Source organism: Komagataeibacter sp. FXV3, assembly GCF_015155755.1.
Classification (GTDB): Bacteria; Pseudomonadota; Alphaproteobacteria; order Acetobacterales; family Acetobacteraceae; genus Komagataeibacter.
The window spans coordinates 1-13,197 of the sequence record NZ_VWPI01000146.1 but is presented as its reverse complement, the minus strand read 5'-3'; the positions used below and the strand labels follow the sequence as shown (position 1 = coordinate 13,197).

Annotated in this window: 11 protein-coding genes; 6 read left to right on the top strand and 5 right to left on the bottom strand. The window is 64.4% G+C overall.

Going from position 1 to position 13,197, the window contains the following annotated elements; translation table 11 throughout:
* A partial coding sequence (locus tag F1542_RS13665; protein ID WP_193733517.1) for an FAD-dependent monooxygenase occupies window positions 1-1,017 on the bottom strand: 1,017 nt, incomplete at its 3' end.
* Between the two features lie 206 nt (window positions 1,018-1,223).
* Between F1542_RS13665 and F1542_RS13660 the strand changes: the two genes are divergently transcribed.
* Both F1542_RS13660 and F1542_RS13655 read left to right on the top strand, forming a co-directional pair.
* Window positions 1,224-1,562, top strand: a complete 339-nt coding sequence (locus tag F1542_RS13660; protein WP_010507216.1) for a P-II family nitrogen regulator — start codon at window positions 1,224-1,226, stop codon at window positions 1,560-1,562.
* 44 nt (window positions 1,563-1,606) lie between these two features.
* Window positions 1,607-2,080, top strand: a complete 474-nt coding sequence (locus tag F1542_RS13655; protein ID WP_193733516.1) for a hypothetical protein — start codon at window positions 1,607-1,609, stop codon at window positions 2,078-2,080.
* 224 nt (window positions 2,081-2,304) lie between these two features.
* Here the strand turns inward: F1542_RS13655 and F1542_RS13650 are convergent, their stop codons facing one another.
* The 3 genes from F1542_RS13650 to F1542_RS13640 are packed head-to-tail and all read right to left on the bottom strand — an operon-like array spanning window position 2,305 to window position 5,225.
* Window positions 2,305-3,258: an aspartyl protease family protein gene (locus tag F1542_RS13650; protein ID WP_193733519.1), complete on the bottom strand. Its 954-nt coding sequence runs from the start codon at window positions 3,256-3,258 to the stop codon at window positions 2,305-2,307.
* A gap of 8 nt (window positions 3,259-3,266) precedes the next feature.
* Window positions 3,267-4,223 carry a prolyl aminopeptidase gene (gene pip / locus F1542_RS13645; protein ID WP_193733515.1) on the bottom strand — a complete coding sequence of 319 codons (957 nt, stop codon included), beginning with the start codon at window positions 4,221-4,223 and terminating at the stop codon, window positions 3,267-3,269.
* Between the two features lie 12 nt (window positions 4,224-4,235).
* A complete protein-coding gene (locus F1542_RS13640) occupies window positions 4,236-5,225 on the bottom strand; it encodes a tyrosine recombinase XerC (RefSeq protein WP_193733514.1) in 990 nt (329 codons plus the stop codon).
* A gap of 267 nt (window positions 5,226-5,492) precedes the next feature.
* On the opposite strand from F1542_RS13640, the gene F1542_RS13635 reads away from it, so the two are divergent.
* The gene (locus F1542_RS13635) at window positions 5,493-7,742 is read left to right on the top strand and encodes a primosomal protein N' (RefSeq protein WP_193733513.1); all 2,250 of its coding nucleotides are present in this window, start codon (window positions 5,493-5,495) and stop codon (window positions 7,740-7,742) included.
* 110 nt (window positions 7,743-7,852) lie between these two features.
* Here F1542_RS13635 and F1542_RS13630 read toward each other — a convergent pair whose 3' ends face one another.
* A complete protein-coding gene (locus tag F1542_RS13630) occupies window positions 7,853-9,538 on the bottom strand; it encodes an NAD(P)/FAD-dependent oxidoreductase (RefSeq protein WP_193733512.1) in 1,686 nt (561 codons plus the stop codon).
* Window positions 9,539-9,686: 148 nt separating this feature from the next.
* On the opposite strand from F1542_RS13630, the gene F1542_RS13625 reads away from it, so the two are divergent.
* From F1542_RS13625 to F1542_RS13615, 3 genes are all read left to right on the top strand, one after another.
* Complete coding sequence (locus tag F1542_RS13625; RefSeq protein WP_193733511.1) at window positions 9,687-10,772, top strand: cation diffusion facilitator family transporter; 1,086 nt, start codon at window positions 9,687-9,689, stop codon at window positions 10,770-10,772.
* 23 nt (window positions 10,773-10,795) lie between these two features.
* Window positions 10,796-11,698 carry a cation diffusion facilitator family transporter gene (locus tag F1542_RS13620; RefSeq protein ID WP_193733510.1) on the top strand — a complete coding sequence of 301 codons (903 nt, stop codon included), beginning with the start codon at window positions 10,796-10,798 and terminating at the stop codon, window positions 11,696-11,698.
* 193 nt (window positions 11,699-11,891) lie between these two features.
* Window positions 11,892-13,197, top strand: a 1,306-nt coding sequence (locus F1542_RS13615) for a chloride channel protein (protein ID WP_193733518.1), incomplete at its 3' end; no start/stop codon positions are given.

Here is a 13,197-nt window from a genome sequence, read left to right as displayed (position 1 = left end):
GGCATGCACGCGGCCAAGGATATCGGCCATGGCAATCACGTCACGGAAACCAAGGTTCAGCCCCTGTCCCGCAATAGGGTGAATGCCATGCGCCGCATCCCCCACCAGGGCGAGGCGCGTATCAACATAACGCTGTGCGTACTGCGCGGAAAGCGGATAGACCCACCGCCGCCCCACCGGGTTGACCGCGCCCAGCCAGTCATCACCCATGCGGCGGCGGATTTCGTGCGCGAAGGCATCATGCGGCAGGTCGGCCAGACGGTGGGCGACCTTCTCGCTTTCGGTCCAGACCAGGGCGGACAGGTTGGGGTGTTCGGCCGTGCCTGCCATGGGCAGTTGCGCAAACGGGCCGGCCGGCAGGAAATGTTCCAGCGCGCGGCCTTCATGCGGGCGTTCATGGGCCACGGCGCAGACGATGCCGCACTGGTTGTAGGGCAGGCGCGTAACCGCAATGCGGGCCTGTTCGCGCAGCGGGCTGCGCCGCCCTTCGGCCGCGACCACCAGGCGCGCATGGATTGCCCGCCCGCTGCTGGTGCGGATGACCGCGCCATCGGGGCCGCGGGTCACGACCCCTTCATCGGGGGCGAAAACATGCAGGCCGGGCGTTGCATGCAGGCTTGCGTTCAGCGCCACGCGCAGGGCGCGCGCCTCGATCATCGCGCCAAAGGGCTGGTCGGCATCGCCGCGCCCGAATTCAAGGAACAGGGGCGACGGCGGCCGACCCGGACGACCATCGGTCACGCGGATTTCACGAATGTCGCACGATTCCATGGGCAGGCGCTGCCACACGCCCGCTTCCTCCAGCAGGCGGCGCGATCCTGCGGCGATGGCATAGGCGCGGCCATCGAAGGCGGGATGTTCCATCGGCGGCAGGGCCGCGCGGTCAATGATCGCAACCTGCATGCCATCAGCGGCCAGACGGCAGGCAAGGGTCGCACCCACCGGCCCAGCCCCCACAATGCAGACATCGACCTCAAGAGGTCCGGGCGCGGCGTGGGATGACATGTTCGCGGTCATTTCGTTTCCTGTTCTGGCCCGTTGCGGGCAGGGACGGCAAGCCTGCCGGATTTACGCCCCTCCACGGGGACGACACAAGCGCGCTTAACACATCGGGTGCGCCAAGGCGGATGACATGCATCACCCGATCAGGGTATAGACGGAACGTTACCTTGCCTTTCACACACGGTCATCCAGGCCGGACAGCAGAATGGAGACGCGGTGAGATGAAGCTTGTCACAGCCATCATCAAGCCTTTCAAGCTCGACGATGTGCGTGAAGCCCTGACCCCGCTGGGGATACAGGGGCTGACCGTATCGGAAGTCAAGGGCTTTGGCCGGCAGAAGGGCCAGACCGAAATCTATCGCGGGGCGGAATACCACGTCAGCTTCCTGCCCAAGATCAAGATCGAGGTCGCCGTGACCGACGACCTGGTGGAACAGGCGGTGGAAACGATCCTGGAAGCCGCCCATACCGGCAAGATCGGCGATGGCAAGATCTTCATTTCCCCCCTCGACAGCGTCATCCGCATCCGCACGCGCGAAACCGGCGACAGCGCGCTGTAAACCGCGTGTTTTTCACAACCGTCATTTCAGGACCGACCCACTCAATGGCCACATCATTCCGTTTCAAGATCGCGACCGCGTCCGTAATCGCCCTTGCCCTGTCCACCGGTGCCGCACACGCGCGCGAAACCTCCAAGTCGTGCCACCAGAAGTTCACCACCGCCCGCACTGCGGGTACGCTGAACGGACAGAGCTACAAGGATTTCAAGACCGCCCAGTGCGGTGATGCTGCAACACCGGATACCAAGACCGCCGAAGCGGCAGCCCCTGCGGCCAGCCCTGTCGCGGCACCAGCGGCCCCCAAGGCGACCCCGGCCGCAGCCCCCGTATCCACCAGTGCGACGCTGCCCGACGCCATTTCCGCAAAATACAGCAAGGAAGCCGCAGGCAAGGCCCGCATGCACACCTGCCTTGACCAGTACAACACCAACAAGGCCGCCAACGCCAATGGCGGCCTGCGCTGGATCCAGAAGGGCGGTGGATATTACAGCGTATGCAACGCCAAGCTGAAGGGCTGATCCACCCCGATCACCACGGCGGTTATCCCAGGCCCGGCGGACCATGCCGGGCCTGATTTTTTAAAAGACTGTTTAAAAACAATTCACTGATTAAAAAATAAAAGTTTTGGGGTGCCCCCTTTTTTCAAAAACTTCTTTTAATCCCAAGCTGTCATGAGCTGGTTTTTCAAACAGTCTCTTGAATAAAGGCAGCGTCCAGAATCCTCTGTTTCCCAAGCAATCCCTTATCTGGTGGGCTGCCGTGGCGCGGGCCGGATGAAGATCTGGTTGGTGGCATAGGATATCCACACCTGATGGGTGGCGAACCAGTCCGACCCCAGCAGCATTTCCAGATGTTCGCGTAACGGCGCCACCGTCAGCGTGACATTACGCTCCAGCTCATGGCCAACCTGCAGGCTGTCGAAGCGGTGCCAGTGATAGATATCCTTGTGCCCGTCCACGCTGGCGGTCATGCCACCGGGGTCGCGGTCAAGCTGTGACTGGCTGACACCGGCGCGATGTGCGACTTCTGGCGAGACAATGCGTGAGCGCGCGCCACTGTCCAGCAGGGCCGTGACCGGCCTGCCATCCAGCTTCACTTCCAGCAGGAAACGGTTGTCCTGCCTGTGCAGCGGCACGGTTTCATACGGCCCGTCCCATGCCGGTGGTGGCGCACAGGCCATGGATCGATGCTGGATGTTCCACAATGTCAGCATGCCGCCAGACACATTCATATCCAGATCGAATCGCGACAGGATATCGCCCCCCAGCAGTCCCGCCACCGGGGGATGGATCATCGGCTGGCCCGGCAGTTCACCCACCGGCACCGAACGCGCGCCGAAATCAACGCCGCCCACCCGCAGGTCCGGCACCAGGGCGTTCGGTGTCGCCTGCGCCGTGCCACCCGTGCCGTGGATGACAGTTTCATGGTCGGGATCAAGCCGCAGCCGCAGGTAGCCAACCATGTCAGGGGTCAGCAGGCCGCCATCCGACCCCGTATCCACCAGCGCGCTGAGGTCATGGCCCGCAATGCTGACGACAATGGACAGGTACCCCCCGTCATCACGCAGCGGCACCTGCGCCACGCGTTCATGGTTGCACAGGCGCGGCACCGTATCCTGTGCCGCCACAGCCGATGTGACCGGCAGGCCCGCCCCCACGGCGGCAGCAAGCCCCCACGCCGCAAGCCAGTTACGCATTCCCGCCACTACGACAGTCGTCCGGCCATGGTGTCGGTTGCATCCAGCAGGGCAGACAGGATACCCGGCTCGGTCATGGCGTGGGCGGCGGTGTCAATGATCCGGAAATCCGCCTCGGGCCATGCGCGGTGCAGATCCCACGCGGTGCGCATGGGCGTAGTGACGTCATAGCGCCCCTGCACGATAATGGCGGGGATATCACGGATACGGCCGACATCACGGATCAGCTGCCCTTCGTCCAGCCATCCGGCATTGATAAAGTAATGGTTTTCGATACGCGAAAACGCCAGCGCGTAACGTGGGTCGGCATGCTGGATGATGGTGTCCGACGCGGGCAGCAGGGTAATGGTGCGCCCTTCCCACATGCTCCACGCAATGGCGGCGTTCATCTGCACATCCGGGTCCGGGCCGGTCAGCTGTCGGTGATAGGCCGCCATCAGGTCATTGCGTTCATCGGGCGGAATGGGGGCGACAAACTGTTCCCACAGGTCGGGAAACAGCCATGACGCGCCATCCTGATAATACCACAGCAGTTCCGCCCGGCGCAGGGTGAAGATACCGCGCAGCACCAGCGCGCTGACATGGTCGGGATGCGCCTGTGCATAGGCCAGCGCCAGCGTTGACCCCCACGACCCGCCAAACACCATCCATTCCTGCGCACCCGTCATGACACGCAGCCGCTCGATATCCGCCACAAGGTGCCATGTCGTATTGTTGACAAGGGCGGCATGCGGGGTCGATCGCCCGCAGCCACGCTGGTCAAACAGCAGGATGCGGTAGCGGTCGGGATCGAACATCTGGCGCTGGAAGGCCGAACAGCCGCCACCGGGACCGCCATGCAGGAAAACCACCGGGATGCCGTCAGGATTGCCGCACAGTTCCCAGTAAATGCGATGCCCCTCGCCCGTATCAAGCCAGCCGTGATCGTAAGGGGCGATCGGGGGATAGGGAAACCGCTGGGACATGGGCAATCCTGTTCATCGTGCAGTATCGGGCGGGGTATCGGTGGCATGGGGATGGGCCCGTGTCCAGACATCCATCAGCCTGGCTTCGTCCGCCAGCGTATAACGCTGCGTGGTGGACAGGCTGGCATGACCCAGCAGATCCTGTATCACGCGCAGGTCGGCTCCCCCCTCCATAAGGTGGGTGGCGAAGGAATGCCGCAGGGCATGCGGGGTGGCATGGTCCGGCAGGCCCGCCATGTGCCGCCACGTGCGCATGGCGCGCTGGGCAATGCCCGCCTGCAGGCGACCGCCGCGCACGCCCATGAACAATGGCGCATCGGGCTGCGGCAGCGGATGCACGCCCCGCCAGCGCAACAGCGCCTGCATGACCTGTGGCAGTACCGGCACCATGCGTTCCTTCCCGCCCTTGCCCCGTATGCGCAGCACGCCATCACCCTTCGCGCCATCGCCAAGGGTGCGGGCCTGATCCAGATCACGCACATCCAGCGTCAGGGCTTCGGAAATACGCAGGCCACAGCCGTACAGCAGCATGAACAATGCCCCGTCGCGCACCCGTGCCATGGGGGTATGGGCAATGTCGGATATCCCTTCGGGCACCTCCAGCGCCTGTGCCTGTGGCAGCGGGCGGGGCAACGGGCGGCGCGTGCGCGGCGTGGCCAGCAGGCCCGGTGCGGGATTGTCAACACCATGATAGCGCGCCAGATAACGGTAAAAGGACCGTAGCGCCGAAACCCGGCGCGCGCGCGTACGCGCGGCGCGATCCTGTGTCGTGGGGCGGCGGCCGCTCAGGGCCGCGGCATGTTCATGGGCCAGCCATGCCCGCAGGTCGGCCAGCGACAGGCCTGCCAGCGCCCCCAGATCCGGCACGCCCCCCAGATGCGTGGTCAGGAATGCAAGGAACCGGTCCAGATCCCCCCGATAGGCCGTAAGCGTCAGGGCTGCGGCACGGCGTTCGGTTTCCATCCATTGCAGGAAGGCGTCACGTGCTTCGGTTGCCATCATGTCCTGCGCCCTTTCATCTTGCCGCCACGTAGCCTTAAAGATTTTCCGGAAATAACGCTTTGATAAAAAATAATAAAAGTTTTTGAGTGTCGCCTTTTTCCAAAAAGGCGACGTTCTGCGCAGCTTTTTGAAAAAAGCTTCACCAAAAACTTCTTTATGATTGCAGGCTGTCTCACAGGCAGGCTTTTCAGACAGTTCCTTATGATGGTGTGCGCCATGCGCAAATGATGGACAAGACACGGGCGATGCCTGACGGTAGAAAAACACATGCCGCATCGCAATGCTTCACAACCGGACCTGCTGCCTACCCCTGCTGATGGTCGGGTGCGGGTCATGCTGACCCTGCCCTTTGCCGGGCCGCTGGACTACCTGCTGCCGCCACGGCTGGCCAATGTGCGGCCCGGTGATATCGTCAGCGTGCCACTGGGCCGCCGCACCGAAACGGGCGTGGTCTGGGACGCGACACCGCACCTGCCCCCCGAATTCACCCCGCCTGCACCAAAGGAAGTGGCGACATCCCGCCTGAAACCCGTAGCGAGCCGTCTTGACCTGCCACCGCTGCCCGCGCAGTTGCGGCAGTTCGTGGACTGGGTGGCGGCCTATACCCTTTCTCCGCCGGGCATGGTGCTGGCCATGGCGTTGCGCGCCAACGCGCTGGCCCCGCTGCCGCGTCCCGCTACCGGGTGGACCGTGGCCCCGGCGCGGCCCACGGACCTGCGCCTGACACCAGCACGGCAAAAAGTGCTGGATATCGCAGCCAGTGGCGCGCCCCTGACCACGACGGAACTGGCCCGCCGCGCCGGCGTGGGGGCCACCGTGATACGCGGCCTGGCACAGGCGGGCGCATTGCAGGCGGTTGAAATCGCCCCGCCGCCGCCCTTCAGCAATCCCGATCCCGCGCATTGTCCCCCGGTGCTGGAGGGCGATCAGGCGACGGTCGCCACCGAATTGCGCGCCCGCGTGGCGGAAAACGGCTTTTCCATCACCCTGCTGGAAGGGGTAACCGGATCCGGCAAGACCGAGATTTACATGGAAGCCATAGCCGCCTGTATCGCAGCGGGGCGGCAGGCGCTGGTGCTGCTGCCCGAAATCGCGCTGTCGGCCCAGTGGACCGGGCGGTTTGCCCGCCGCTTTGGCGCGGAACCCGCCCTGTGGCATTCCGACCTTGGATCGCGCCTGCGCCGGGTGACATGGCGGGCAGTGGCCGATGGCACGGCACGGGTCGTGGTCGGCGCGCGGTCGGCGCTGTTCCTGCCGTTTGACCAGCTTGGCCTGATCATTGTCGATGAGGAACACGAAACCGCCTTCAAGCAGGAAGATGGCGTGACCTACCACGCCCGCGACATGGCGGTGGTCCGCGCGCGCATGAGTGGGGCGCCCGTGGTTCTGGTTTCCGCCACGCCCAGCCTTGAAAGCCTGGCCAATGTGGGCGCGGGCCGGTACCGGCACCTGAAGCTGGGGGCACGCCACGGCAACGCCAGCATGCCGGATGTGGAAACGCTGGACATGCGCGCGGACCCGCCCGAACGCGGGCTGTTCCTGTCACCCACCCTGACCGGCGCGATCAATGATGCGATCGGGCGCGGAGAACAGGCGATGCTGTTCCTCAACCGCCGGGGCTACGCGCCGCTGACGCTGTGCCGCACCTGTGGCCACCGCATGCAGTGCCCCAACTGCACCGCGTGGCTGGTGGAACACCGTGCGCGCCATATCCTGACCTGCCACCATTGCGGGTATGACGAACCCATTCCCCAGACCTGCCCCAAATGCGCCGATGCCGACAGCCTGACCCCCATCGGCCCCGGCGTGGAGCGGATAACCGAAGAAGCCCGCGCCACCTTCCCCGATGCGCGGATACTGGTCATGGCCAGCGATACGCTGAATGGCCCCGCCGCCACCGCCGCTGCCGTCGAGCGCATAGCACGACGCGAGATCGACCTTGTGATCGGCACGCAGATCGTGGCCAAGGGCTGGCATTTCCCGCACCTGACGCTGGTGGGAATCGTGGATGCCGACCTGGGCCTGGGAGGAGGCGACCTGCGCGCATCCGAGCGCACGGTGCAGCTATTGCACCAGGTCGCAGGCCGTGCGGGCCGTGCCGAAGCACCGGGCCGCGTGCTGCTGCAAAGCTACGTGCCCGACCACCCGGTCATGCAGGCGCTGGTATCGGGCGATTTCGCAAGCTTCATGGAACAGGAAGCCGAGCAGCGCCGTCCTGGCTTCTGGCCCCCTTACGGGCGGCTGGCCGCCCTGATCGTCAGTGCCGAAATGCCTGATGCGGCAGACCTGACCGCACGCGCACTGGGCCAGAACGCGCCCCGGATGGATGGCGTGCAGGTACTGGGTCCGGCACCGGCGCCACTGGCCATTTTGCGCGGACGGCACCGTTTCCGCCTGCTGCTGCGCGCGCGGCGCAATATCGCGGTGCAGCCGATCGTGCGCGAATGGCTGTCGCGCGTAAAACCCGAACGCGGGGCACGGATCGATGTGGATATCGATCCGGTCTCGTTTTTGTAGATCACTGATAAAAAAACAAAAGTCTTTGGGTGCCGCCTTTTGTCAAAAAGGCGGTGTTCCTTGAAGCTTTTTGCAAAAAGCTTCGCCAAAAAACCTTTATCCGTTTTTATTTACTGCGCGTCGGTCGCGTGCGTCATGCCGCGCTGCATGGCCACTTCAACCGGGCGACCGGCCAGCGACAGGGCCACGGCCTCGGCAATGCGGATGCCATCAATCCCCGCCGACAGGATGCCACCGGCATAACCCGCCCCTTCGCCCGCCGGAAACAGGCCGCGCGTGTTGACACCCTGCCCATCGACCCCACGCGGGATGCGCAGGGGGGAGGACGTACGCGTCTCCACCCCGGTCATGATTGCGTCACGCATGGAAAAGCCCGGTATCCTGCGCTCGAATGCAGGCAGCGCCTCCCGCATGGCGGTCACCGCGAATTCCGGCAGGCAGCGTGCAAGGTCAGTGGGGGTGACGCCGGGTTTATAGGACGGCACGACATCGCCCAACGTGGTGGACGGCCGACCATCAAGGAAATCCCCCACCGTCTGGGCCGGGGCGAAATACGCGCCGCCACCGGCTTCGAACGCCCTGCGTTCCCACTCACGCTGGAACGCGATACCGGCCAGTGGGCCGCCGGGATAATCGCGTTCCGGCGTAACACCCACCACGATACCCGCATTGGCGTTGCGTTCGGCGCGGGAATACTGGCTCATGCCATTGGTCACCACCTGTCCCACTTCCGACGTGGCCGCGACCACCGTGCCACCGGGACACATGCAGAACGAATAGACCCCGCGCCCGTTGGCCGCATGGTGCACCAGCTTGTAATCCGCCGCCCCCAGCAGCGGCACGGTTTCCGGCTGGCCATAGCGGGCGGTGTTGATGATGGATTGCGGATGTTCGATCCGCACGCCGATCGAAAACGGCTTGGCCACCATGTCCACACCTGCCGCGTGCAGCGATTCAAATGTATCACGCGCACTGTGACCAATGGCCAGCACGACATGGTTTGCCACGATTTCATCGCCATCCGCCAGCCGCAGGGCGGCAATACGCTGCCCGCCCGCACCATCGTCGCGTGTCACGAAATCGGTCACATGCGCGCCAAAACGGTATTCACCGCCCAGCGCCTCGATTTCGGCACGGATATGCTCCACCATCGAGACAAGGCGGAAGGTGCCGATATGGGGGCGGGAGAGATACAGGATTTCCTCCGGCGCGCCCGCACGCACGAATTCCGACAGCACCTTGCGCCCGTAATGCCGGGGGTCGCTGACCTGGCTGTACAGCTTGCCGTCCGAGAACGTTCCCGCACCCCCTTCGCCAAACTGCACGTTGCTTTCGGGGTTCAGGATGGATTTGCGCCACAGGGCGAAGGTATCGACGGTGCGTTCGCGCACTACCTTGCCACGTTCCAGCACCAGCGGGCGCAGCCCCATCTGCGCCAGCACCAGGGCCGCCATCAGCCCGCATGGCCCCGCCCCGATCACCACCGGGCGCACGAATCCGGCCGCCCGCGCCATGGCCGGGCCATCATCCACCACGAAATGATAGGACGTATCGGGGGCAGGCATGATGTCGCGCGCGCCGTCATGCGCCGCAAGGACGCGGGCTTCGTCCCGCACGGCACAGTCCACTGTATAAACCAGCATGATACGGTGCCTGCGGCGGGCGTCATGCCCGCGGCGGAATATGGTCACGTCACTGATATCCGTGACAGGCACGCCCAGCCGGTCGGCCACGGCCTGCGTCAGGGCAGCGTCATCATGATCGATGGGCAGGCGCAGTTCGGTCAGTCGGATCATCGGGTCGCGTTTCCATGGCAGTGGGCCGTGGCGATGCCATATCACGGCGGCCCCATGCACAAAATGCGCTAAGTGCTGGTGACGTGCGGCAACCTTCTGCTAGGAAGGCGGCACGCTTTCAATCCCACTGCTGAATGGATGCTGCCCCATGGGTGAGTGCCAGCATAACCATGGCGACCATGACAGCCATGGGCACAACCACGATCATGACCATGATACCCACAGCCCCGACGGTCATGCAGGGCACGATCACGGCGCTCACGACCATGACGGCCATGACCATGCGGACCATGACTGCGGGCATGACCATGGTGGCGGGCTGTTTGGCCATCATCATGTCCATACGCCTGCATCCTATGGCCGGGCGTTTGCCATCGGGATCGCGCTCAACCTTGTCTATGTCATCGGGGAAGCGGCATGGGGCGTGCGCAGCCATGCGCTGTCGCTGCTGGCGGATGCGGGACACAATCTGTCGGACGTTCTGGCGCTGGGCGCTGCGTGGCTGGCGGAAATCCTCTCGCGGCGTTCACCCAGCCGCGATTTCACGTACGGGCTGCGCCGGTCGTCCATCCTTGCGGCGCTGGGCAATGCGGTGGCCCTGCTAGTCGTGACCGGCGGCATCATGTGGGAAGCCGTGCTGCGCCTGATCCACCCGCACCCGGTAGCCGGTGTCGCGGTCATGGTGGTCGCCGGCATCGGCATTGCGGTCAACGGGGTAACGGCCATGCTGTTTGCAAGCGGTGGCAAGACGGACCTGAACCTGCATGGCGCGTTCCTACACATGGCGTCGGATGCGCTCATGTCGCTGGCGGTGGTGGCCGGTGGCGGGCTGATCCTGATGACGGGGTGGCTGCGAATCGACCCCATCATCTGCCTTGTCGTGTCGGTGTCCATTATCGTGGCGACATGGTCGCTTTTGCGGGATTCGCTGGACATGGCGCTGGATCGCGTGCCGCGTGGCATCAACGCGGCACAGGTGGATGCCTTTTTACGCACCCTGCCCGGCGTATGCGATCTGCATGACCTGCATATCTGGCCGATCAGCACCACCGAAACCGCGCTGACGGTCCACCTGGTACGCAGCGCCAGTGAAAATGGCCATGCCCCCGACGGGCTGCTGAACCGCGCAGCGCGTGAACTGCGTGAACGCTTTGGCATTGTCCACCCCACATTCCAGATCGAAACGCTGAACGACGCCGATCACTGCGTCCTTGCCGACGCCCATACCGTATAGGCCCAACGAGTCCCCTGCCCGACATGTTTTCCAATACCAACACCAAGATACGCGCGGCCTGGTGCAGCGTTGTGGTCAGCATTATCGCGCTGGGCATGAAATACGCCGCATGGCGGGTAACGGGCAGCATCGCACTGTATTCCGATGCGATCGAGACGATCATCAACGTGGTATCCGCCGTGGCGGGGCTGTGGGCGCTGCGGGTGGCCAGCCTGCCGCCCGACCACAACCATACCTATGGACATTACAAGGCCGAGTACCTGTCCGCCGTGGCGGAAGGGGTGCTGGTGGTCATTACCGCCATCACCATCGCGCATGAGGCATGGGTCGGGTTCATGCACATGCATCCGCCCGAGGATTCGCTGCTGGGCATTTCCCTCAATGGCGGGGCGGGGCTGCTTAATCTCGGGTGGGGGCTGTTCCTCATGCGCATGGGACGGGCGCACCATTCCCCCGCCCTTGTGGCCAGCGGGCACCATGTGCTGTCCGATGTCTGGACATCTGCCGTGCTGATTGGCGGCTTCATCCTGATCCCGCTGACGGGATGGCTGTGGCTGGACCCGCTGCTGGCTGCGCTGATCTCGCTCAACGTGCTGCGCACGGGCTGGGACATGATGCGCACCTCCATCGCGGGTCTTATGGACGAAGCCCCCGATTCCGGGACGCTGGCGGAAATCCGCTCCATCATTTCCCATACCGCCACCGGCGCGATGGAAGCCCATGATATCCGCGCCCGTATCGTGGGCGCCATGACATTCATCGAATTTCACCTTGTGGTGCCCGGCACCATGAGCGTAGAGGACGCCCATCATATCTGCGACCGGATCGAGAACGGTCTGCGCGCGGGTCTGGGCGACGCGCTGATCAACATCCACGTCGAACCCGAACGCAAGGCCAAGCATACCGGCGTACTGGTCCTGCCCTGATCTGATCCCGGTTGCCTGCGCCCGACCGGAAAACCGCAGGCCGGACGTGCCGCAAATGGCCGTCCGGGTTGCGATAAATGCTGCCCTTGTCCCGCAACCGGACTGTCCCCGCCCGGTTTTAACTGTCAGTGCCGTTGCTGAAAGTAGATGACCGGTAATGCGAACCGACCTTACTGAAATCCGCAGGAAGCACATGCGCCACCTGCGTCGTTCCGCCCGCATCACCACCGAGCAGTGGCGGCGCAAACTGGCGTGCTGGGCGGCGGCGGTGGTGGTCGGTGTGGTCGCGGTGGGATTCGCCATGGCGGCGGACGCGGCGGCCACCCTGCGCAACCATATCATCGGCATCAGCCCGTGGATCATGCTGGCGCTTACGCCGGGGGGGCTGGCGCTGTCCACGTGGCTGACGCGCACATGGTTCCGTGGCGCGCAGGGCAGCGGCATTCCCCAGACCATCGCCACCCTGCACCTTGAAAACTTCGCCATCATCGACCGCCTGCTGTCGCTGCGGGTGGCGGCGGGCAAGATCGTGCTGACCACGCTGGGGCTGGTGGCAGGCGGGTCGATCGGGCGTGAGGGGCCAAGCGTGCAGATCGGCGCCGCCATCATGCATGCCTGCGGGCGGTGGCTGAACCTGTCCACCATCAGCATGCGGCGCGGGCTGATCCTGGCGGGTGGGGCATCGGGCGTATCGGCGGCGTTCAATACGCCGCTGGCCGGTATCGTGTTCGCGATAGAGGAACTCAGCCACTCATTTGAACAGCGCACCAGCGGCACCATGCTGACGGGGGTGATCCTGTCGGGTGTGACCGCCATCGCCCTGGTGGGGAACTACAGCTATTTCGGCCATACCGACGTGGTGGTGCCGATCGGCATAAGCTGGATCGCGGTGCCGACCTGCGGCATCCTTGGCGGGATCGGTGGCGGCGTGTTTTCGGCCATCCTGATCCGGGCCACGCGCGGCCTGCCCGGCAGTGTGGGCCGTTTCGCGCGTGGCAGGCCGGTGGCGTTTGCCGCCGCCTGCGGGCTGCTGCTGGCGATTATCGGCATTGCATCGGACGGCATCACCTACGGCACCGGCTATGAACAGGCGCACGAAATCATTGAAGGCAAGACGCATTATCCCGCGTCCTTCTTCATCCTGAAGTTCATCGCCACCATCATTTCGTACTGTTCGGGCATTCCGGGGGGGCTGTTTGCACCATCGCTTGCCATCGGGGCGGGATTTGGCGGATGGGTGGCGCAGTTCCTGCCGCACACCACGCCAGGGGCCGTGGTGCTGCTGGGTACGGTGGCCTATTTTTCCGCCGTGGTGCAGTCGCCGCTGACCGCATCGGTGATCGTTATGGAAATGTGCGACAACCAGCAGGTGACGCTGGCACTGCTGGCCACGTCCTTCCTTGCCTATGGCGTTTCACGCATGATCTGTTCGCAGCCGCTTTACGCGGCCCTGGCCGAAGCGTTCCTTGACGGCATGGCCTCGGCCCCCAGGCCGCCCG

What these genes read in the sequence shown, in the direction of transcription:
- F1542_RS13630 (WP_193733512.1), bottom strand. Translation starts at nt 9,538, where the DNA reads ATGATCCGACTGACCGAACTGCGCCTGCCCATCGATCATGATGACGCT.
- pip (WP_193733515.1), bottom strand. Translation starts at nt 4,223, where the DNA reads ATGTCCCAGCGGTTTCCCTATCCCCCGATCGCCCCTTACGATCACGGC.
- F1542_RS13660 (WP_010507216.1), top strand. Translation starts at nt 1,224, where the DNA reads ATGAAGCTTGTCACAGCCATCATCAAGCCTTTCAAGCTCGACGATGTG.
- F1542_RS13620 (WP_193733510.1), top strand. Translation starts at nt 10,796, where the DNA reads ATGTTTTCCAATACCAACACCAAGATACGCGCGGCCTGGTGCAGCGTT.
- F1542_RS13650 (WP_193733519.1), bottom strand. Translation starts at nt 3,258, where the DNA reads ATGCGTAACTGGCTTGCGGCGTGGGGGCTTGCTGCCGCCGTGGGGGCG.
- F1542_RS13625 (WP_193733511.1), top strand. Translation starts at nt 9,687, where the DNA reads ATGGGTGAGTGCCAGCATAACCATGGCGACCATGACAGCCATGGGCAC.
- F1542_RS13635 (WP_193733513.1), top strand. Translation starts at nt 5,493, where the DNA reads ATGCCGCATCGCAATGCTTCACAACCGGACCTGCTGCCTACCCCTGCT.
- F1542_RS13655 (WP_193733516.1), top strand. Translation starts at nt 1,607, where the DNA reads ATGGCCACATCATTCCGTTTCAAGATCGCGACCGCGTCCGTAATCGCC.
- F1542_RS13640 (WP_193733514.1), bottom strand. Translation starts at nt 5,225, where the DNA reads ATGATGGCAACCGAAGCACGTGACGCCTTCCTGCAATGGATGGAAACC.